Below are 20,855 nucleotides of genomic sequence, written 5' to 3'. Positions count from 1 at the left end.
CTCTAGCCTAACATCTGTGAATAATTGTGGTTAAGAAAGTGATGCTTACTGCCGATAGCCTAATAAGGGCAGCTGTAAGCTTGCTAACAATGGTGCAGGCTGGTGTGATAGCAGCCATCATAATGCAAATAAAAAGAGGAGTTAAACTATGTCGGTCCCTCCCATTTCCAATCATCAAGCTCAACGGACTAGCCGAGCTGATGCTCAGCAAGTTAAGCAACATGAAAAAGCGCCATCGCCAGTAAAGTCAGAAGAATTTAGCGCATCGCGTACCGAGCTTAAGGCGCGCGCCAATCAAAGCATAGTAGAAGCCATGTTTGGTGGCGTTAAACAAGGCGATGATAAGGCCATGAACATTCTCTATACCGAGATCATGGATACCATTAATAAGGAGCTGGGCGTTGAGCATGCGGTAACCGCTGAAAAAATGGCCGGCCAGGCAGAAGATTACTGGTCACCAGAAAACACGGCTGGGAGAATAGTCGACGGTGCGCTTGGCTTTTTTGAAACCTTTCAAAAGCAAAACTCCAAAATGCCAGAAGAAGAGCAGGTAGAAAAATTCTTATCTATCATCACTAAGTCGATTGATAAAGGCTATGGTGAGGCGGTAAAAGTACTGGATGGCTTAAAAGTGTTTGATGGCAGTATTAAAGATAATGCCGAAGCTACGCGCAGTTTGATTACCGACAAGCTAGAAGCGTTTCGTGAAGCTAAATTAGGTAAGGCGCCAGAGCAAGGCGACGCTTAGTGTATTAGCAATAAGTGAGCGTACTTTATGAAAGTGGCGAGATGTAACAGCAGATCGCCACTTTTTTTATGGGTAGGTAAAAGATGAGTATTTTAAATCGCCATATTAGTCAGCAGAACTGCAGATAAGCGTAAGCTCTTTCTAATTCGCGCCTCTTATTATGTGCTCTGCTATTAGTAGCGCAGCTTACTATCTATCTTTATTGGTCAAGCGGGATGGGGTATTTAAGCCTTTATTGCTGAGCGTTTTTCAAAACAATCTTAGGGGTGTTAACCATTAAAAAAGCCCACGCCAGGTGAGGGCAGTGGGCTTTTAAAAAGCAGTAGTGGAGATTAACTTAGGCGTTTAATACTTGCTCCAGTGACGGTTTTTGTAGCGCTTGTTATAACGATTGTCATAATAGCGGTCGTTATCATAACGGCGGTCGTCATAGCGATTACCGGTGCGTGCGCCAACCGCTGCCCCGCCGCCACCGCCAACCCCTGCGCCAATGAGCTGGCCGGTGTGCCCGCCCACTTCTTTACCCAAGGCTGCGCCACCTAGTGCACCCACGGCACCACCCAGGGCGGCTTCGTTTTTATTACCGCGGTGCGCGGTAACACTGCCGCCAGCTGCGCCGCCTAAGGCCGCCCCTACTAAGGCGCCGGTATCACCGCCCATTTGGCGACCAATTAAAGCGCCAGCCGCCCCGCCTGCACCGCCACCTAAAATGGTGTTTAAATCTTCACCGGCAAACACTGGGGTAGTGGCCAGAATAAAAGGTAATAAGCCAAAGCTGATTATTTTTTTATTTAACATCATTGAATCTCTCTTAGGCTGTTTAGCTGCTCTCACTATACAAAGTGCTGGTATAGGGAGAGCGAGCTACTCCATTTATTAATAGGTTACGTTATTTTTATTTATCTAATTTTTATAACGTTTTTGTTTTTATTTAGTTGTAATCATTTATTTATACCGACACTCGGTGTCTGGTTTACTCATGTAAAACTACGCCATATTTAGCTTAATAGTCATAGCGTCTTTCTTGGCGCTTTACCCAGTTTTTATGGGCTTGTTGGCGACGTTTGTGCTCTTGCTTTCGCATACGCTGTTGGTGTTTAATTTCTTGCTTGCGCATGTTTTGGTAATGTTTGCGCTCAGCTTTACGGCGTTTGTACTCGTACTTACTAATGTTGCGATCGTCATAGTAACGGTCGTGATCACGATAGTAATTATTATCGACATGGCGGTCATGACCATTACCAGTGCGCGCTCCTAAGGCAGAGCCAGCACCGCCGCCTACACCTGCACCAATAAGCTGACCGTTATGACCACCGGCTTCTTTACCCAGGGCAGCGCCACCAATGGCGCCCACGGCACCGCCGAGTGCGGCTTCATTTTTATTACCTCTGTGTGCCGTGGCACCGCCACCTGCAGCACCGCCAATGGCCGCACCAATTAAGGCTCCGGTGTCGCCGCCCATTTGTCGACCCACTAGGGCGCCCGCTGCACCACCCGCGCCACCACCTAGAATCGTTTTAAGATCCTCACCCGCCATGACAGGAGTGGTGGTTAATAGGGCGGGTAATAATGCAAAGCTAATAAGATATTTTTTCATAATGACAGTCTCTCGGCTGTGTAACTTGAGATCACTATACGAAATCTCGAGCGCAAAGAAAGACGAATCTGGTGACAAAGTGTGTCAACTTTGTGCACATTTAATTTAAGTGATTGATATTATTAGAGTCAGCACTCTATTTTGATTGTTTTGTGAGCAATCGTTGCCGACAGAAGCTGACCGTGATGGCCAGTTTTTAACAGAAAACATCAAATTACTGCGCTATTTTTCTTATTTTTAGCCACCTGCGTCGCCTTTAAATACCCACACTAAGGTGCGTAGTCCTTGTTTTCCGTATTTAGCTAGGCGGTCAAAACGGGGGCGAGCAATAGGTAGGTATTGCTTATCTAGTGCACTTTCGCCACTTCCTTCATCGATATCCGGGTCGTGGATATAAACAAACTCTTGGTCGATGGCACACACTAATATCCAATGGGGCGCTTTATGGCCATCTAAATGGTAAGTACTGATCAGTACTAAAGCTACCCCGCCTTGGGCAAGGCCTTGCTCGAGCTGTTCTAGCGTAAAATGATCGTAGGTAAGTTCAATGTTAGCGCTGGCCAGTTGCGCTAAAAACTGGCGATGTACGCGTATTAAGATCTGTTTTTTTTCTACAGTACGCACACTGTCTACAAATAACGGTGAAGTTTGGTTAATAATGACGGCCACCTTAAAGGCACGCCGAAAGGCGGCTAATGCCAAGCCATGAGGGCCACAACCACCATGGCCGCTGGTCATAAAAATGGTGGTGGCTTCTCGCCACAATTGCAGCTCTTCATCTATTTCAGGTTGGTAGCTAGGATCAAGCGCACTTATCGCCATCATCAAAGAGGCGGGCCCACAACTAAAGTCGGTGGTTTGGCGATAGTAGGGCACATCTTTGGTGCCACTGGCGGCATGGTACTGATGGACGCGCTTTTGGTAACGCAGTGCAACTTGGCGGTCTTCATAATAGTTGTGATAGACCCCAAACTGGCGATAGCCCAAACGCTGGTACAAGTTTTGCGCCCAAATATTATCCGCCCGCACTTCTAAGCGCATAAACACCGCGCCCTGAGCTTGAGCTGCTAATTCTGCCTCTTCAATAAGCGCCTGTCCTAAACCTAAGCCTCGTGCCTGGGGTGACACCGCGACCGAATAAATACGGGCTAAGCAGGTGTTACGCCGAAAAAGAACTAAAATATAGCCCAGTAAGCGTTCATTGAGTGCGGCCACTAATAGCTTATCTTGGGGGTGCTCGATAAAGCGCTGAAAGCTGCGTTTGCTCAATTTATCTTGAGTAAAACAGTCATTTTCAAGTTCGACAAGCGCATTAAGTTCAGCTTTAAGAGCAGGGCGGATCTGGGCTGTTTGCATAAGACACCCAAAGCAGGCAGGAGATACTTCAAGGTACGATAATTTATGGCTGACCGCGAGAATATTTCACGCTCATTGACACAATTTAGCGCTACAGTCACGACAGTGGCGCTAACTAATAAATGGACACCGGCATGGCGGAGCTAATGGTAGTAGTAGATGAGTTAAGTGTGTGGGCACCCTATTACCCCAGTGAGCAGGTGATAGATTTTAAAGACTTTTTAAATCGCGTCCTTATCAAGCCTAACTCTCGCACCCGAGTAATTAATCTTTGTAAAAATAATAAATATTTATCTAATGGCTATTATTGCTCGCTGTTAGCAGAAGCGCGCGGGCACAAAGTTATTCCCTCGGTGGCCACCTTAAACAATTTGCGCCATCCTGCCATATTTGCTTTTGGCTTTGCGGGCATTGAAGAGGCGTTAACGGCGTATGCACACAGCCACCCTGAAAAAACGCTTAAATTTAAAAGTTACTTTGGCCACTGCACAGAGCCTGCGCTTAACAGCTTATGTCGTGAATTATTTGAGCGTCTACCTTGCCCGATTTTAGAGCTGAGTTTTAAAAAGCGCAGCCGTTGGGAGCTGGTTGGCTTAACCAGTTTATCGCCACGCGACTTAAATACGGCCCAGCAATCGCCCTTTGCTGACGCACTACAAGCCTACTCACGCATGATATGGCGCAAACCTAAAGCGATGAAACACTCTCGTTTTGATTTAGCTATGCTGGTTGATCCCAACGAAGCACTGCCGCCGTCGGATGCCAGTGCCTTAGCAAGATTTGTGAAAGCGGGCGCGCGATTAAAGGTGAATGTGGAGCTGATTACGCGCAAAGATTTTTCCCGTTTAGCCCAATATGATGGCTTATTTATTCGTGAAACCACGGCTATTGATCATCATACCTTTCGTTTTGCTCAAAAAGCCGAGCATCAAGGCTTGGTGGTAATGGACTCACCTACTTCTATTTTACGCTGTGCCAATAAAGTGTTTTTAGCAGAAAGCTTTGCGCTGCATAAAGTGCCTACGCCAAAAACGCTGATGGTGGATCCTAAAGCCAAAGCCACGCCGGCTTTGCTGGAGCAAGCGCTAGGTTATCCCTTGGTGTTAAAAATACCCGATGGCGCATTTTCAAAAGGCATTTATAAAGTCGGGGATCGCACTACCTTAACTGATACCTTGAATATACTGCGTAATGCCTCGGCGCTGGTATTAGCACAAGAGTATTTTTTTACGGAATTTGATTGGCGTATTGGCGTACTTAACCACCAGCCTATTTTTGCCTGTAAGTATTTTATGGTGCAAGGCCATTGGCAAATTTATCGCCATTATGACAATGATAAAAGTGCCGACTCGGGCGGATTTATGACGCTCCCAATCTCAGAGGTGCCCGCTAATGTGCTTAATGCGGCCTTAAAAGCGGTAAAAGCCATTGGCGATGGCTTATATGGCGTTGATATTAAAGAAGGCCAAGGAAAGGTGGCGGTCATTGAGGTGAACGATAACCCTAATATTGATCATGGAGTAGAGGATGTATTTTTAAAAGACAAGCTCTATGAGCTGGTTATGGCAGACTTTGTGCGCCGTTTTGAAGCTAAAGCTCAATTAAATAATGTGGCTACTTAATAATGATAGCGCGCCGCGGTGGGCGCGCTAAAAGTATTATACGCAGCTAATTTCCCCGCGACGCAGCGGATCGGGCTTAGTGGCACCTTGCTCACAAAAATCCAAGGAGGCGGAGTTTAAGCAATAGCGAAGGCCCGTTGGCGCAGGTCCGTCAGGAAAAACATGACCCATGTGGCTATTACAGCGCTTGCAGCAAATTTCGACGCGGCGCATGCCATGGCTTACATCACTAAGCTCAGTAATATGATCGGGATGAAAAGGGGCATAAAAACTGGGCCAGCCGGTGCCTGACTCAAACTTACAGGCAGAAGAAAACAGCGGCAACGCGCAAAGCTTACATAAGTAGCTGCCTTCTTTTTTATTATCTAGCAAACCACCACAAAAAGGGGCTTCGGTGCCGTGCTGGCGTAAAATACGCTGCTCATCGGGGCTCAGATTGGCAATGAGCTCAGCAAATTGCGCATCGCTTGGGGGAGAGAGGTCATAGGGGCTGGGAATAATAGCCATAATTAAAGATCCTTTTTCAGCCGATGTTTAAAATAATGCTGTACCTTGGCCACTTTAGGTTGAGCAACGGCGGCAATATAGGGCTGATTGGGGTTAATCGCCGCATAATTTTGATGTTGCTGCTCGGCCTCAAAAAACTCGGTTAAGGGCTCAAGGGTAGTAACAATGGGTGCGCGCAAGACGCCATTGGTTTCTAATAGTTTGATATAATCTGCAACGACTTGGTGTTCAGCTTCATCTTGATAAAACACCACCGAGCGATATTGGCGACCTAAGTCATTACCTTGGCGGTTAAGCTGGGTGGGGTCGTGGGCAATGCCAAAAAAGACTTTTAATAAGGTACCGAGCCCAATAATATGGCTGTCGTAATCAATGCGAATTGCCTCCGCATGATCGGTGGAGCCGCTGCACACCGCTTGATAATTGGCGGTATCGGCACTGCCGCCGGCATAGCCAGAAGTGACGTTGAGTACGCCTTTAAGCTGGCGATACACAGCTTCAGTGCACCAAAAACAACCGCCGGCTAACACTAAAGAACGTGTGCCTTGGGATAAAAATGCGCCATCTTCCGCATCCGGAAAGTCATGGGGTAACAGGTTAAGTACCGGATCCGTCATCACATTTCTCCTCATTAATGTTGAGCTACGTTACCATAGCCTAGTCTAGGTCTAAATGGCCAACCGCCCCAGTGCGTCATTTTTAATAAAGACCGCGCTTTAGGGGACTAAGTTCAGTGTGAGTAAAATGCGCACTGCGGTTAGGCTGAAATTAACTACACCATGATCATCCCCTCCAGTGGGTGAGCCAAGATAAGGGTAGAATGTGGAATTTGAGATAAGCGTACTGGCATTATTAGCGGTGGCGGCCTTAGTGGCCGGTTTTATTGATGCCATTGCCGGCGGTGGCGGCTTAATTACCATACCGGCTTTATTGGCGACGGGCATGCCACCCACAATGGCGCTGGCCACCAATAAACTACAAAGCAGCTTTGGCTCTTTTTCTGCCACTTACTATTATTTTCGCCGAGGTTTATTGGATTGGCGCACCATGAAGTGGGCTATTGGCTGTACCTTTGTCGGCAGTGTGCTGGGGACTATCGCAGTGCAATTAATAGATGCCTCGATTTTACAAAAAATCCTGCCTTTTTTATTGGCGGCTTTTGCTGTGTATTTTTTATGCTCGCCCCGCGTAGGTGACCAAGACCGCCAGCATCGCCTTGGGATAATTCCGTTTGCTTTGCTAATAGGCACCGGCATTGGCTTTTATGATGGTTTTTTTGGTCCGGGCACCGGTTCTTTTTTTGCACTGGCGTTTATTGCCTTAGCCGGATTTAGCATGGCCAAAGCCACGGCCCATACCAAACTATTAAATTTTACCTCCAATATTGCCTCGTTATTATTTTTTATCTTAGGAGGGCAAGTGGTGTGGGTAGCGGGGCTGTCTATGGCGCTCGGGCAGTTTATTGGCGCGCGCTTAGGCTCTAAGGTAGTGATAAGCCAAGGGACGCGTATTATAAAGCCCATGTTGGTGAGTGTGTCGTTAGTCATGTCTTTGCATTTGTTGTGGCAACAATATCCGGCATGGTTTAGTTGGCTCAGTTTCTAATACTCACCATTAGGTTCGCGTCGAATTTTAACGTAAAAGGTAAGCCATGCTTGGGGTGTTAATTAAACAGCAACAACGTAAGTACCAGCTGTGGTTAGGCTTGTTTACCCTAGCGCTAGTCTTGTCGATGTTGCTGAGCTTACAACTGGGTGCCGTGGGAGTAGGTATAGAGGCGCTGTGGCGGCCCGTTACTTTATTAGAGCAGCAAGTTTTTTGGCAATTACGCCTTCCTCGAACCTTGCTAGCGGTATTAATTGGCGCAAGCTTAGCGCTCAGTGGCGCTGTGTTGCAGGTGTTATTACATAATCCCTTGGCCGAGCCTGGTTTAATCGGCATCTCCAGTGGAGCAAGTTTAGCGGCGGTATTAACCCTCTCACTCTCAGTTTCTTTAGGCTGGGTATTGCCTTATTGGAGCTTATCGCTGGCCGCCTTAGTGGGTGCCTTACTGGTAACCTTATTATTGATGGCGTTAGCCCGGCGCCGATTAGGGCCAGGAGCGTTATTATTGTTTGGGGTGGCGATTGGCATCTTAGCCAATGCGATTTTAACGTGGCTACTGTATTTAGCTGATGATGCCTCAATGCGCAGTTTTTTATTTTGGATGATGGGCAGCCTAGGTCATGGTCAGTCATTGTCTTGGGGGTGGTGGCTGCCCGCAATAGCGGCTTTACTCTGGTTAGCCAAGCAAGGCCAAGCGCTGGATTTGTTAGCCTTAGGCGAGCATAGAGCCCAGCTTTTAGGCTTAAATGTGCGCCGCTTACAGCCACAATTAGTGCTTGCTGTGTGTGTGCTGACCGCTTTTAGTGTTGCTATGGCCGGGCCGATTGGTTTTGTGGGATTAGTGATCCCCCACTTGTTACGCTTAGTGGTGGGGGCAAGCAAGTTTTTTTACTGCCCGCCTCTATGCTTGCGGGAGGAAGTGCGCTCACTTTAGCCGATGTCTTAGCGCGCAATATATTGAGCATGGGCGAGCTGCCCATAGGCGCAGTCACCGCGACCTTGGGCGCGCCGGTGTTTATTTGGTTATTGGTACGTCGTTATGCTGCACATTAACGCGCTGGTTATTAAAGACCGTCTCGGTCCTATTAGTGGTGAGTTAAAAGCGGGGCGATTAACCCTATTAATTGGCCCAAATGGCAGCGGTAAGTCTAGCTTATTAAATGCATTGGCCGGCTTAAATTTGGCAGCGTCTTCTTATCAATCTGGCCAGATTTATTTAAAAAACACGTGTCTAAGCACACTGAGTATTCAACAACTGGCCTGCACGCGCGCTATGTTAGCGCAAGATAGCGTGTTGCCCCACGGTTTAATGGCTTATGAGCTATTAGCGCTAGCAGCCGCACCTTTAGGGGGGGTGACCAAGGCCGTCTCCCAAAGCTTAGCTCGCCTTGAGGAGCCTCTGGGCTTAAGTTGCTTATATCAACGCCCCGTTAATCGTTTATCGGGAGGGGAGCAGCAGCGATTATTAATTGCCAGCACGCTTTTGCAAGTCGATCCGCGGGTGAATCAACAAGGAAAAATATTATTACTCGATGAACCGCTAGCGGGCTTGGACTGGCAGCACCAATTAGCGACGTTGCGCTTATTACGAGAATATGCGGCATTGGGCTTAATAGTAATAGCCTCGCTGCACGATATTAATTTAGCTTGCCAATATGGTGATGATATTTGGTGTTTAGCACAGGGGAAATTAGTTGCACAGGGCACGCCTGAGGTGATTACGCCACCGCTTATTAAAGAGGTGTTTTCGGTAACAGTGGCGCGCCTTGAGCAAGATGGTGCCAGCGTGTTAGTACCTATTTAAGCGCTTATTTATTGCTTAGCGCTCATTTATTAATAGCTAGGCAAGTAATAAAAACACCGAGCTTAGCTCGGTGTTTTTGTCAGGCAAATTTACTACCTTATTCAGGGTTAGTAAAAGTTTGGCCAGAAATGTCAGGGTGATAAATAGGTTGAATAACGTTGCCAGCGGGATCAGTAATATGGAAGCTGCGCGCGCCATCGCCATGATCATGAGGACGGTCTAGCATAGTAACGCCTTTGCTTTTTAAGTATAAAAACCATTGCTCAAGCTCTTCTTTGGTATCGACGATAAAGCCAAAGTGATCCATACGTTGAACGCCGGTGGCGGGTACATCGGCGCGGCCTAAAGACAAGTTATCGTTGCCACACGTTAAATAGACGAGATCTTCGTGTGCACGACGCAGTAATTGCATGCCCATAATGTCGGTATAAAAACGCTCACACTCTTCGAGATTGGGCATAGTGAAGGCGATATGACGCATGCCGTTTAAACGACTGGGTCTTTCCATGGTGGGCTCCTTAATAAGCGGATAAGCCGCTAACTTGTCTATTACTAAAAGGTTTGTGTACTATTTGTCGAGTTTAATTAACCAAACGGAGTTTACAATGTATTGCATTATTGTCAAAACCAAGCTTAAGCCAGGTAAAACCGATGAGTTTTTAGCCGCTATGTTGCCTAATGCGCAAGCCTCTGTGCGCGATGAGCCAGGCTGTCATACCTTCGATGTCTTGCAAGACCGAGAAGATCCCGAGTTGTTTTGGTTATATGAAATTTATGAAGACGAAGCTGCATTAGCCGAGCATAAGTTAACGCCGCATTATAAAGCTAGCCGCGCTGTGGTGACAGATCTCATTGCCGAGCAATCGGTGATTAAAGGGGACATGTTAGCGGTGAATTCTGCCCGCTAACAAGGTGCAGCGTAAGCAGTAACAGATGAAGAGTTAAATACCAGAGTAAGAGCCTAAACAGGTATTAGCCACGCAATACAGAGAAATTGAGCTAATTAAAAATAAATACTTTAGCTATCTAAGCGCTTATCAATAATAAGTATTTTCGTTTTTGAACAGTTGATACTTCCAAGTATTGCGTGGCAGATCTGGTGTTGTTAGCGCCTTCTAACTCTTCACTAATTCGGCTAGCAGACTAAGGCTGTGGTGGCGAGCCGCTTGCTCATACACATCCGTGACTACCATCAGCTCATTAGCGCCGGTTTGTGCCACTAGGGCGTGCAATGTGCTGGCCACTTGCGCTGAGTCGCCAATGGCGGCCGCTGCTAAAAACTGCTCTACGCCTTGGCGCTCATGAGGCAGCCAGAGTCCTTCCATGCTGGTTACCGGCGGCGTTAGGCTAAGTGACGTACCGCGAAATAAATTTAATATTTTTTGCTGGCCAGAGGTGGCTAAGTAGTTAGCGTCACGCTCGGTATCACCCACCACCACCGGCACGCCTAAAATTACATAAGGTGCGGCTAATGCTGCTGACGGCTGAAAGTTATTTTTATAAAGACTGATCGCCTCTTGCATCATGCGCGGCGCAAAGTGAGCAGCAAAGGCATAAGGTAGGCCCATTTTGGCCGCTAATTGTGCACTAAATAAACTGGATCCCAGTAACCAAATGGGTACTCGGGTACCCATACCCGGAATGGCTTTTAGTGTTTGGCCGCTTTGTGGTGGGCCTAATAGCTGTTGCAGCTGTTGGACGTGATGTGGAAAATGGTCGGCATCTTCTGGTCGGCGATGTAGCGCACGCATGGTTACTTGATCACTGCCTGGAGCACGGCCTAAGCCTAAGTCAATACGATTGGGATACATAGTAGCTAAGGTGCCAAATTGTTCGGCTACCACCAATGGCGGGTGGTTGGGAAGCATAATACCGCCAGAGCCCACCCGAATATGCTGCGTATGACCGGCAATATGTCCAATCAGCACCGCTGTAGCAGAGCTGGCAATGCCTTCTATATTATGATGCTCAGCCAGCCAAAAGCGCTTAAAGCCTAAGCGCTCCACATGTTGAGCCACGGCCACTGACTCATTAATCGCCTCTGCTATGGTATGGCCGCTTCTCGTGGGCACTAAGTCCAACATGGAGAGAGTCACTTGGCTAAGTTTTATGGGTGGTACCGACATAGCGGCCTCCAATAACAAGAAATTGAACTACTAATAACCACATCTTTGCCTGAGATTTGCTATTTAGCTGTTGTTAATATAGGGCAAAGTGGGTTTATAAAAGAGTAAACATCATGGACATCTTAGAAAAACTAGCAAGTTGGCACATTACACCTGAGGTGATTGAGCATGCTCCTCTTTTTACTTGTAATGAGGCCGACCGTTTATTATTAGACAGACCCGGTACCCGACTTAAAAATCTATTTTTACGGGATAATTATGGCCGCCGTCATGCCTTATTATTAACCACCCCTCATAAACAGGTAGACTTAAAAGCCTTATCTAAACAAGTGTCGTGGTCGCGCTTAGGGTTTGCCTCGCCAGAGCGACTCGATAAATACTTAAAAGTCGCGCCTGGACATGTCTCAGTGTTGGCGCTGATTAATGATAGTGAGCAGGCGGTGGAGTTGTGGCTAGATAACGACTTAATGCCGGGTGAGCACTTGCAGTGTCACCCTCTGCGCAACACCGCCACTGTGTTACTCAGTAAAGCCGATTTGGCACGCTTTACTGAGCACACCGGTCATGTGCCTCAGTGGCTAGCTGTCCCTGAAAGAGCGGGTTAGTAGCGGCGAATTACCAATTACAGGCGGCACGTAAGGGTTTAATGGCCTCGTCTAAGCCTCTAAGATCAAAAATAGCAGTAGAGGGCTGTTGATTAAAAGGAGTGGTTTGTGCGGCCATTTGTTCAGCTTGCAGCATGGTTTTTAAGGTCTCGATGGGCGCAGTATTAAAAGATTGCTGCCTATTGGAAGACAGTTTCCATTTGGTGGTGTGGGCAGGATGATCGCCAATTCTTAGCGTGACTTTAGCTTCACTACCTAAATAGATTTGCCAGTCGATCAGTAACTCGGTTTGGTCTGAGTCACAATTTGCTAATAACTGAATCGGCTTGCCATATCGTGAGTTACCCGAGTCGGCGGTGAGCGCAATATGCACCGTTTTTGAGTCATCAATAGGGTCAACTTTGATATCGACTTCCCACTTTCCGTGGGCAGTATCGGCATGTTCGCTAATCTTGGCGTGGTCTTTAGCTAATTGGTCATAGCAGGCCAGTCTGGCATCATTTGGGCTTAGGGCCGCGCAAGCATTGAAAGCATTCACTGATATTGGCTCGGCCGCCACAGGTAAAGACAGAGCAAGGGCGAGTAGGGCGAATAATTGCTTTTGCACGAGGGATTCCTTCTCGTTAATGGCAAGTTATCTCAAGAGTAACACGTCTAGTGCTTCGCGACTGCTTATCTGGTGCTGGCTTATATTAATATGGGATGTCCAAAGGGACTTTGTATTAGCTGAGCCTTATAACCAAAATAGCGCGCCACGTTTTCTGTGCTTAATACCTGCTGAGCGCTGCCTTGGCTGACTAACTCTCCTTTATCTAATAGCAATAGCTGATCGCCATAGCGGGCAGCTAAATTTAAGTCGTGAATAATTACTAACACGCCACACCCTTGGCTTGCTAAGCGCCGAGCTTCCTCTAGCACACTATGCTGTTGGCCAAGATCCAAAGCAGAAGTAGGTTCATCTAACAGCAGCAGCTTAGGTTGTTGAGTGCCGGTTAATTGAGCCAGCACCCGTGCAAAGTGAATTCGCTGCTTTTCACCGCCAGATAACTGCGGGTAGGGCGCATCACGCAGCTGCCACACCTGTGCTTGGCGCATGCAATACTCAATCACTTTTGCGTGTTCACTTGGGCTTGCTTGGTGAGGAATGCGCCCTAAACTGACCACTTCTTTAGCAAGAAAAGGAAACTGTAAGCTCGATTGTTGCGGTAATACACCAAGCTGGCGCGCCAATGCTTGGCGACACCAGGCGTGGCGCTCTTGGCCAAATAAATGCAGCTTACCTTGATAGGAGTGCTCACCCGCGATGCATTTAAAAAGCGAGCTTTTACCCGCGCCGTTGGCACCAATTAACACACTTACTTGACCGGCTTTAAGCTCAACATTAATGTTTTTTAATAACTGGCGATGCGAAAGCCTTAAGCTTAAATTATTAATCGCTAGCACAGGCTGATTAAGTAAGGGACTAGTTAGCGCATCGCGGTGCGGGGCTGTTTTTTTTATACTGTAACTCGGCCAAGGCACGCGAGTTGTGGTGCTTTTAGTACGGCGCCATGCGCCCAATGCTTTGCTGATGTCAAACAGTGCGCTACTCATGCCAAGCCCATGCCTCGCTTTTGTTTTAATAATAACCACAAGAAAAAGGGCGCGCCTAATAAGGCGGTAATGATGCCTACAGGCATTTCTGCAGGCGCGGCAAGAGTGCGCGCCAGCATGTCAGCCAGCAATAATAACCAAGCGCCCAATAGCGCTGAAAGCGGCAGAAGTTTTCGATGGTCGGGCCCCATGACTAAGCGGACTAAATGTGGAACCACTAAACCGACAAAGCCAATAATGCCAACCGCCGCCACGCTCACCCCCACCGCGATGGCAGATAATATAATTAAGCGTCGTTTAAGAGATTGCACATCAATACCTAAATGGCTAGCTTCAGCTTCCCCAGCGCTAGCGCATTAAGCGCATGAGCGTAGGGGCGCAAGTACAGCACCAACATTAGGGCCGTGCACATGACGATGCCCAGTTGATAGGGTTCACTTTGTGCCATGGAGCCCATTTGCCATAAGCTTAAATCGCGCAGTGTTTGATCGTCTGCCAAATAGTTAAGCAGCCCTAACACTCCACCACTTAATGCACCAATGGCTACCCCTGCTAATAATAAAATACTGACCGAGGTGCCTTGGGCGCTGCGGGCGAGTTGATACACCACTAAGGTGATGATTAAGCCGCCTAAAAAAGCCATTATTGAGGTTAAACTGGCGCTCAGCCAAGGGGGCAGAGTGCTAGCGATAGGAGCCAGAAGCACCATAGAAAGTGCCGCTCCTAACGCCGCTCCGCCTGATACGCCAATAATGCCAGGATCGGCTAAAGGGTTTCGAAATAAGCCCTGCATAATAGCGCCACATAAAGCCAAAATAGCGCCTACCCCTAAGCATAATAAAGTGCGGGGCAGACGAATATGCAGCAGTACTACCTGCTCTGTGCTTGTTAGCTGCCAAGTGCTGAACAGCTTGCCGATATTAAGTGACATGGGGCCTGTCGCCAGTGAGCTAAGGGCAGTAGTGAGCATTAATCCCGTTAATAGGCTAAGCCAAAGTTGGTGACGGCTCATGGCTGACTTAACCAGGTTTGATATAAGCGCTCTGCTTCATCAAGTGTACTCAGACCAAAGCCACCAATCAGTGCCTTACCATTAATGGCCACCAGTGCCTGGTCTTTTGCTGCGGGAGTGTGGCGTAATAGCGGAAATTGCTCAAATAACTCATTAAGTTGGTCGCTATCTGTTAAATGGCGACGACTGATTAATATCACTTGTGGCGCCATAGCTACTATCGCTTCCATGGCAATGGGTTTATAACCTTGCACCTCATCAGCAGGATTTAGCCCCCAGCGGTCTCAATTAAGCTGTTCGCTAAGGTGTCGCGACCGGCTATTTGTACACTATTTCCCTCGCCTAATAATAAAAACACCGTGGCTTTTTTATGTTTTATCCGGGTTTGTTGCTCAGCTAAACTGGCGGCCCTTTGGTGTACGCTAAGCTGCAGTTGCTTGGCTTGGGCTGGGCGCTTTAGTAGCTCACCTAAACGAGCAATATTAGCGCCTAATTGCTCAGCGTCCATGGCTTCTGGCAGTTGCTCTACCTTTACGCCGGCTTGTTTCACAAGTGAGAGTGCACGCGCTGGACCCATTTCGGCGCTGCCGATCAGTAAGCTGGGCTGAGTCGATAATATGCCCTCAGCACTTAATTGGCGATGATACCCCAGCCTTTTAAGCTCAAGTTCTGGCGGGAGGTCACTGGTGCTATCCACGGCGACTAACTGTTGCTCGGCATCAAGTGCGAATACCAATTCGGTCACGCTACTGCCCACACTCAATAAGCGGCTCGGCTCAGCGTAACTCTGGGCTGCAAATAACCAAAGAAGGGCCACTAGGCTACGTACTGTCATGTTGAGTCCTTTCAAACCGATAAGTGATAAAGAAGGTTAGGTATTAAAAAAGCGACTAAGGCGCAATAAACAGCCTTAGCATACGTAAATAATTCTCAATGTCTATTGCTAAACTTAATGATAATAGTTTGTATTCATTGGTCGCTTGTATTAGTCTGCTGCTCATAAATTTCAACGTAAGTGGGCTTTACAAGGAGAGAAAAATGGCGCAATTGACGCAGCAGGTACTGAGCTTATTAAATGAAGAGCCTTTACTGCGCCTCGCCGACATGGCCAAACGCTTAAACGTCTCAGAGTGGGAAGTCGTGAGTCGCCTACCGGCAGAGCTGGTGGTGACGTTGACGGGCGGTCATAGCTTAAGCATTTTAGAGCAAGTGGCGAAGTGGGGACGGGTGACCACCATTATCGAAGTGGCCGGCTCTATTTTTGAAATAAAAGCGCCCTTGCCCAAGGGGAGAGTCGGTCACGGCTATTATAATTTAATGGCTAACTCTGGTGAGTTAGATGGTCATTTAAAGCTGGACGCTATTGCCCATATTTCGTTGCAAAGTAAGCCGCATCGAGGAAAAGAGGCCTATGCCATCGTCTTTTATGATGAACATGGGCACACCATCTTTAAAATTTATTTAGGGCGCTGCTCACAAGGAAAGCTGTTTCCAGAGCAAGTCAGTGCTTTTCACGATCTAAAGGAGTTAGCAAATGTTTGATAAACAAGCCCGGTTACAAGGACGATTAGAGCCAGAAATTCGCGAGTTTCGCGATAGCTGCCACACGTTAGTACTGGCTACTGTGGATGCAAAAGGCCAGCCGAATGTCAGTTACGCTCCCTTTGCTTTACAAGAAGATGGCTATTACATTTTAATCAGCGAAATGGCGCGCCATACCCGTAATTTATTAGAAAACCCGACGATTTCCTTGATGATGGTGGAAGATGAGCAAGACTGTCGTACTTTTTTTGCCAGAAAACGGCTGACTTTTGATGCTCGCCCAGAGCGCGTAACACGAGATAGTCAAGCATGGCAAGCGGGGATTGATGCCTTACGCGCGCGCTTTGACGATACAGTCTCTGGCTTAAGTCAGCTCGCTGACTTTCATTTATTTCGCTTAGTTCCGCTGCAAGGCTTATTTGTGAAAGGTTTTGGTAAGGCTTTTGCTGTGAGTGGCGATGATTTAGTCGATGTGTTGCACTTAGATTATGGCCATCGCACCCTCGCTGCTGCGCAATAAAAAATATTAGTAACAGCCAACCTCGAGGTTTGGGCTCGAGGTTGGCGTTATTTTTATAGCTTAGTATTGAGCGCTAGCTCGCCGTTATATGGCTTCAATTCTTGCCGGTAAGCCTTGGCGTACTGCCGCGCCACTGGTCCAGTCTAGCCAAACGTTAGCGACGTCTTTGCGGGTGGGATCCATCAGCCCCAATAAGTTTTGGTTAACGCCGGCGCCTAAGTGGGGGGTTGATGCCATGGGCTTGCCGTCTATTTCATGAGCGCGCGCGCCCAGTTCGGTATGGCCGTAGCCGTGTTCGATGGCAATGGCTCCCTCTACAATGCCGTCACGCACCAAGGCAATGCCTTCAACCTGACCTCCGGGAGTGATTAAGCGTACCCCTTGGCCGTGTTTGATGCCGGCGCGATCAGCGTCTTTGCGGTTGATGCTGATCGGGTTTTCGGGGTGGATCATGCGCAGACGCTCGGCACCTATGCTGGATGAACTCATAATATGTGACTTATATGAGGTGACCAATAGCGGCCAGTCCTGCTCTGAATAATGATCTCGCATGGCGCTACCATCGGCAAAACGCGGGCCAAACTCGGTGGCACAACCGGGCAGTTTTTCGCCGGTCATCGAATGTATAGTGCTGCCGATAATCGGATTCCAGATACATAACGTATTATTATTGCGATTCTTCATCTGCTCGCCTTCCCAACCACTGTCGAACGGGGCAAAACGCCCGCCACGGCTGAGCACAAAACCCACCTTGCGCTGCTCGTCGGCGGCTAGCGTGTCGGCAATCAGTGGCATCATACGTGCGGCATTAGTGAGCATTAAATCGTCGGCGCTGGCATCGGGGACCGGATCGCCGTTGGCAAAGGCCAAGTTGGCGGCGGCTCGTAGATAAAAGTCTGCCGCCGTATGCAAGCCGTGTTTATTGCCTTGGTGGTCGGTAATGGCGTTATCACCATAACCCGGTAGGTCCATTTTTTTAGCTACGGCGATAATAAACGACTCCAACCCCACATAATCACCATTTTCAAGTTTGGGCGTGGCCGGTGTCACCACTGGCCAGCGGGCGGTGGTGGCTTTTTGTGGCACGCCATTCCACGGCTTAGTAAAGCCCCAGCTTTCATAGGTGAGGGTATCGGGCACGATGTAATCTGCCAGCGCTGTGGTTTCGTTAATAAAACCGTCGATGGCAATAAACAGTGGCAACTGTGTGGGATCTTTTAATTGTTCACCTAAAAATGCTTGTGCACCACCAATGCCGTATAAAGGGTTGGTCATGTGGCTGATCCAGGCTTTTAAGCGATAAGGATAACCGGCAAAGGCGGCGGCTAAATGCTCGGTGAGCAAGGGCGACGAAAACGAGAACCAAGGTGCACGCGCCGGATAAGCGGGTTCACCGGCGGCAACTTTGCGTTTATATTCGCTGCTTTTTTCATAGGCGAAACGGTTACGCGATAAAAACAGCCCTTGGGGGCCAATTTTGCCATCAAAGCTCATTAAGTCGTAACGCGGGCCCTCTTCAACACCGGCGACACCTCCCGCACCGGCTGCTAGGCCACCTTTGGCATTAATATTGCCGAGCAAGGTATTCAAGGTAATCACCGCAAAAGAGGTATAAAAGGCGTTACCGCTCATCATGCCACCGTGGGCATCCACTGAGGCTTTGGTGCCGTGACGTTTCAGCGTTTGGCCTAAGCCTTCAATAATTGCGACCGGCACTCCGCAATGCTCGCTGTATTGGGCGAGCGTTTGGCGCTGCGCGGATTCTTTTAAACACAATAATGCGGATTTTACCTGCACGGGCACGTCATTAATGGTTACGGTGCGGTTCACCCATAATTCGGCGGGTCGTGCTTCGGTGTGCGCCATGAGTTCGCCACTGGCGGCATCCACCACCATGTTGGTGTCGGCATCGCCGGTGCCGACGTCTTGGGCCGTTAAAAAACGACCGGCTTCGGGGTGGGGCGCTTGAATTACTAAATGAGTGCCATTGGCGTGGCTGGGCTGCTTGGCAGTAGCTTGAGCGGCGGGGCCAGGTTGGGCTAAATAGTCGAGATTGATGCCGTCGTTTTCTATTAACCAACGAATAATCCCCATGGCTAGGGCATCGTCGGTGGCCGGTTTAATCGGTACCCAGCGCCCGCGTTGTTCGTTAAGGCGGCTGATACTGTTGGGCAAGGTAGGCGCCACCACCACATAATCGAGTTTACCTGTGCTGCGCGCTTCGGCCAGTTGTCGGCCTTGGCGTTTAAAGGGATTACCCGCCTGTGCCGGTGAGGTGCCGATGCATAACACAAACTCGGCATTATCCCAGTCGGGTTTACCGTGGCTGAATTTTTGTAAGTCGTTAAACACAGCACCTGAGCCGGCCCGATAGCCAAAGCCACAATAACCGCCGTGGTGGCCAAAATTACGGGTGCCATAGCTATTAAAAATAAAGCGTTTTAAGAAGCTATCACGGCCTTCGTCACCGGCGTTTGTTACCATGAGTTGGTTAGCTTTGGGGCCAAATTCGGGGTTGTTGCTATCGACTGGCGTTGTTAGATCGCGAATGGCACGTAAACCTTCCACGTGGCCTTCGCCAAATAAATTACCGCCCTCGACCACTTCTTCGATGAGCTGTTCGAAGCTAATGGTTTGCCATTTACCCTCACCTCGCTTACCGGTACGTTTCATGATCTCGGTTAAGCGATAGGGGCTTTGCAGTTGCTCGCCAAGCGCCGCACCTCGGGCACAGGCGGTTGAGCGATTGTCGAGCCCCGACTCACCGGCCAGTTGTTTAAACACCTCCCGCACCGGTGTTTCTTGTGCTGGTGGATGGGGGTTGGAGAGCGGATGATAGGGGTTGCCGGCAATGCGAATGATTTTATTGGCGTGAGTATCGACTCGTGCCCGTAGCCCGCACTGGGTCCAGCAACCAAAGCACTGCACCGGGCTCACGACTTGATTTTCGCCCATTACTAATTGGTTATCGGCACTGATCATAAATTCGGGTTGCAGCGCATTACCGGCAATACGATCGTTGGTGGGCACGCCACTGGTGCCATTCATTAACCCTTTTATTGCTTTATTCACGGGATCGGCATAACCGAGAGCAAAGGCACCGGTGCCGCCGGCAATTAGGCCCGCTTGTAATAAGGCGCGACGTTTCTTATCCATGACGGACTCCCATATTATCCAATAAGGCCCACACGGCGGCGGCCATTGCTAACCATAATCCAATAGTGCCGGCCACAATAATGCCAGCCGAGCCCAGTAAGTCGGGGCTTAAGTGATACATGCCGGCACCGTATTTAGGCACCGATTGCACGTTCATCAACACCACCCATCTAAACCCCCACGAGCAAAGCAGCGCCAGCAGGGCGGGGATAAAATCAAGGTAGCTGCGCGGGCTATTGCGCCGAGCCAAGCACAGTAACCACAGCAAGATGCCACCTGTGAGTGACACCAGTAATAGGTCGCGCCAAAATTCAAAATTGCTAAAAATGCGATAAGCTTCTAGCCAAGAAGGCGAACCCAAGATGATGCCTGACACCGCCCATAACATCATGGCAGCCGTTAGTGCGCTGAGTGTGAGTAAGAGGCCACGTCGCAGTGGCAACACTTGGTCGGAGTCGCGGGGGAATAAAATATCCAGCAGCAACAGCAAGCCAAATAAGGCGAGCAAAGCGGTGAGTAAAAAGTTAATCGGCAACCAGTAGGTGTCCCATAATGCGCGCGAGCGCACCACCATCACCTCCATGCCGGTGTAAAGTAAAATGCCGACCGCCGATAGCGCTGTCAGCCAAGCCAGTAATTGCAATACTTTACCCTTGGGCCAAATGGTGTGCTCGCACCACCACTTTAATAAGGGATGCTTGGGCTTCAGCAAACTGACTAACATGCTAAATGACACTACTAGGCTGAGCGTGACAAACACCGGCAAGATCAGCGCGCCAATCCACATCCAAGAGCTAGGTGTGAGTTGGGTATAAAAGTGCCAAAAGCGAAATGGTTGGTGTAAGTCGGCCAATAATGCGACAGGGCCGGTGACGGCACTCATGCCCATAATAAAGGCTAAACGCCAGCGCCACGGATGTAGAGCCGAGCCGTTATATAAGGCGAGCGGCAACAGCAGGGCGGCGGTGGCGGCTAAGCCAATTAAAAAGAAATATTGCACCGCCCACGGCAGCCAAGGTGCATCGGCATGGGTGGTTAGCAGTTCAATAACAGGCATAGGGC

20 protein-coding genes and 3 pseudogenes are annotated in these 20,855 nt (G+C 48.8%); 9 read left to right on the top strand and 14 right to left on the bottom strand.

Annotation, left to right across the window (positions count from 1 at the left end; translation table 11 throughout):
* Positions 1-148: 148 nt before the first annotated feature.
* Complete coding sequence (locus tag CBP12_RS04330) at positions 149-748, top strand: DUF5610 domain-containing protein (protein WP_086963309.1); 600 nt, start codon at positions 149-151, stop codon at positions 746-748.
* Between the two features lie 345 nt (positions 749-1,093).
* Here CBP12_RS04330 and CBP12_RS04325 read toward each other — a convergent pair whose 3' ends face one another.
* The 3 genes and pseudogenes from CBP12_RS04325 to CBP12_RS04315 form a co-directional block, all read right to left on the bottom strand.
* A complete protein-coding gene (locus CBP12_RS04325) occupies positions 1,094-1,549 on the bottom strand; it encodes a hypothetical protein (RefSeq protein WP_086963307.1) in 456 nt (151 codons plus the stop codon).
* A 325-nt stretch (positions 1,550-1,874) separates the two neighbouring features.
* Positions 1,875-2,345 (bottom strand): annotated as a pseudogene (locus CBP12_RS04320) (hypothetical protein); the annotation flags it as partial.
* 237 nt (positions 2,346-2,582) lie between these two features.
* A complete protein-coding gene (locus CBP12_RS04315) occupies positions 2,583-3,701 on the bottom strand; it encodes a GNAT family N-acetyltransferase/peptidase C39 family protein (protein ID WP_086963305.1) in 1,119 nt (372 codons plus the stop codon).
* Positions 3,702-3,835: 134 nt separating this feature from the next.
* Here CBP12_RS04315 and CBP12_RS04310 point away from each other — a divergent pair, with 134 nt between their 5' ends.
* Positions 3,836-5,323 (top strand): RimK family protein, encoded by a 1,488-nt coding sequence (locus CBP12_RS04310; protein ID WP_086963302.1) that lies wholly within the window; start codon positions 3,836-3,838, stop codon positions 5,321-5,323.
* Between the two features lie 36 nt (positions 5,324-5,359).
* Here the strand turns inward: CBP12_RS04310 and msrB are convergent, their stop codons facing one another.
* Positions 5,360-5,830, bottom strand: coding sequence for a peptide-methionine (R)-S-oxide reductase MsrB (gene msrB / locus CBP12_RS04305; protein WP_086963300.1), 471 nt, complete (start codon positions 5,828-5,830; stop codon positions 5,360-5,362).
* Between the two features lie 2 nt (positions 5,831-5,832).
* Positions 5,833-6,447, bottom strand: coding sequence for a peptide-methionine (S)-S-oxide reductase MsrA (msrA, locus tag CBP12_RS04300; protein WP_086963298.1), 615 nt, complete (start codon positions 6,445-6,447; stop codon positions 5,833-5,835).
* A gap of 205 nt (positions 6,448-6,652) precedes the next feature.
* On the opposite strand from msrA, the gene CBP12_RS04295 reads away from it, so the two are divergent.
* The 3 genes and pseudogenes from CBP12_RS04295 to CBP12_RS04285 all read left to right on the top strand — a co-directional run bounded on the left by CBP12_RS04295 (position 6,653) and on the right by CBP12_RS04285 (position 9,239).
* Entirely contained in the window at positions 6,653-7,435 is a 783-nt protein-coding gene (locus CBP12_RS04295) for a TSUP family transporter (RefSeq protein ID WP_086963296.1), read from the top strand.
* A gap of 46 nt (positions 7,436-7,481) precedes the next feature.
* Positions 7,482-8,488: pseudogene (gene btuC, locus CBP12_RS04290) on the top strand (vitamin B12 ABC transporter permease BtuC).
* On the top strand, positions 8,475-9,239 hold the full coding sequence (locus CBP12_RS04285) for an ATP-binding cassette domain-containing protein (protein ID WP_086963294.1): 765 nt from the start codon (positions 8,475-8,477) through the stop codon (positions 9,237-9,239). The pseudogene btuC and the gene CBP12_RS04285 overlap by 14 nt, the downstream one beginning before the upstream one ends.
* A 97-nt stretch (positions 9,240-9,336) precedes the next feature.
* On the opposite strand, the gene CBP12_RS04280 is transcribed toward CBP12_RS04285, so the two are convergent.
* Positions 9,337-9,747, bottom strand: a complete 411-nt coding sequence (locus CBP12_RS04280; protein WP_086963292.1) for a VOC family protein — start codon at positions 9,745-9,747, stop codon at positions 9,337-9,339.
* Positions 9,748-9,844: 97 nt separating this feature from the next.
* Here CBP12_RS04280 and CBP12_RS04275 point away from each other — a divergent pair, with 97 nt between their 5' ends.
* On the top strand, positions 9,845-10,147 hold the full coding sequence (locus CBP12_RS04275; RefSeq protein WP_086963290.1) for a putative quinol monooxygenase: 303 nt from the start codon (positions 9,845-9,847) through the stop codon (positions 10,145-10,147).
* 207 nt (positions 10,148-10,354) lie between these two features.
* On the opposite strand, the gene CBP12_RS04270 is transcribed toward CBP12_RS04275, so the two are convergent.
* Positions 10,355-11,365 (bottom strand): LLM class flavin-dependent oxidoreductase, encoded by a 1,011-nt coding sequence (locus CBP12_RS04270; RefSeq protein WP_086963287.1) that lies wholly within the window; start codon positions 11,363-11,365, stop codon positions 10,355-10,357.
* 113 nt (positions 11,366-11,478) lie between these two features.
* Between CBP12_RS04270 and CBP12_RS04265 the strand changes: the two genes are divergently transcribed.
* Positions 11,479-11,970 carry a prolyl-tRNA synthetase associated domain-containing protein gene (locus tag CBP12_RS04265; RefSeq protein WP_086963284.1) on the top strand — a complete coding sequence of 164 codons (492 nt, stop codon included), beginning with the start codon at positions 11,479-11,481 and terminating at the stop codon, positions 11,968-11,970.
* Between the two features lie 10 nt (positions 11,971-11,980).
* Here CBP12_RS04265 and CBP12_RS04260 read toward each other — a convergent pair whose 3' ends face one another.
* The 5 genes and pseudogenes from CBP12_RS04260 to CBP12_RS04240 all read right to left on the bottom strand — a co-directional run bounded on the left by CBP12_RS04260 (position 11,981) and on the right by CBP12_RS04240 (position 15,410).
* On the bottom strand, positions 11,981-12,577 hold the full coding sequence (locus CBP12_RS04260; protein WP_157420041.1) for a type VI secretion system-associated protein TagO: 597 nt from the start codon (positions 12,575-12,577) through the stop codon (positions 11,981-11,983).
* 80 nt (positions 12,578-12,657) lie between these two features.
* Complete coding sequence (locus tag CBP12_RS04255) at positions 12,658-13,563, bottom strand: heme ABC transporter ATP-binding protein (protein ID WP_086963279.1); 906 nt, start codon at positions 13,561-13,563, stop codon at positions 12,658-12,660.
* Positions 13,560-14,575, bottom strand: a pseudogene (locus CBP12_RS04250) (FecCD family ABC transporter permease). The gene CBP12_RS04255 and the pseudogene CBP12_RS04250 overlap by 4 nt, the downstream one beginning before the upstream one ends.
* Positions 14,572-14,829 carry an ABC transporter substrate-binding protein gene (locus CBP12_RS13815; RefSeq protein ID WP_086963277.1) on the bottom strand — a complete coding sequence of 86 codons (258 nt, stop codon included), beginning with the start codon at positions 14,827-14,829 and terminating at the stop codon, positions 14,572-14,574. Before CBP12_RS13815 ends, CBP12_RS04250 begins: the two are co-directional and overlap by 4 nt.
* Positions 14,830-14,843: 14 nt before the next feature.
* Positions 14,844-15,410: a heme/hemin ABC transporter substrate-binding protein gene (locus CBP12_RS04240; RefSeq protein WP_086963276.1), complete on the bottom strand. Its 567-nt coding sequence runs from the start codon at positions 15,408-15,410 to the stop codon at positions 14,844-14,846.
* 203 nt (positions 15,411-15,613) lie between these two features.
* Between CBP12_RS04240 and hutX the strand changes: the two genes are divergently transcribed.
* Complete coding sequence (gene hutX / locus CBP12_RS04235; RefSeq protein ID WP_086963274.1) at positions 15,614-16,117, top strand: heme utilization cystosolic carrier protein HutX; 504 nt, start codon at positions 15,614-15,616, stop codon at positions 16,115-16,117.
* Positions 16,110-16,637 carry a heme utilization protein HutZ gene (hutZ, locus tag CBP12_RS04230; protein WP_086963271.1) on the top strand — a complete coding sequence of 176 codons (528 nt, stop codon included), beginning with the start codon at positions 16,110-16,112 and terminating at the stop codon, positions 16,635-16,637. Before hutX ends, hutZ begins: the two co-directional genes overlap by 8 nt.
* Before the next feature lie 84 nt (positions 16,638-16,721).
* Here the strand turns inward: hutZ and CBP12_RS04225 are convergent, their stop codons facing one another.
* Together CBP12_RS04225 and nrfD are read right to left on the bottom strand one after the other, a co-directional pair.
* Positions 16,722-19,793 carry a molybdopterin dinucleotide binding domain-containing protein gene (locus CBP12_RS04225; RefSeq protein ID WP_086963269.1) on the bottom strand — a complete coding sequence of 1,024 codons (3,072 nt, stop codon included), beginning with the start codon at positions 19,791-19,793 and terminating at the stop codon, positions 16,722-16,724.
* Positions 19,786-20,850, bottom strand: coding sequence for an NrfD/PsrC family molybdoenzyme membrane anchor subunit (nrfD, locus tag CBP12_RS04220; protein ID WP_086963265.1), 1,065 nt, complete (start codon positions 20,848-20,850; stop codon positions 19,786-19,788). The genes CBP12_RS04225 and nrfD overlap by 8 nt, the downstream gene beginning before the upstream one ends.
* Positions 20,851-20,855: the final 5 nt, after the last annotated feature.

The sequence above is a fragment of the Oceanisphaera avium genome, assembly GCF_002157875.1.
In the GTDB taxonomy this organism is placed as follows: Bacteria; Pseudomonadota; Gammaproteobacteria; order Enterobacterales; family Aeromonadaceae; genus Oceanimonas; species Oceanimonas avium.
Note: the sequence above shows the minus strand (reverse complement) of the source record. Positions and strands in the feature narration are given on the sequence as shown.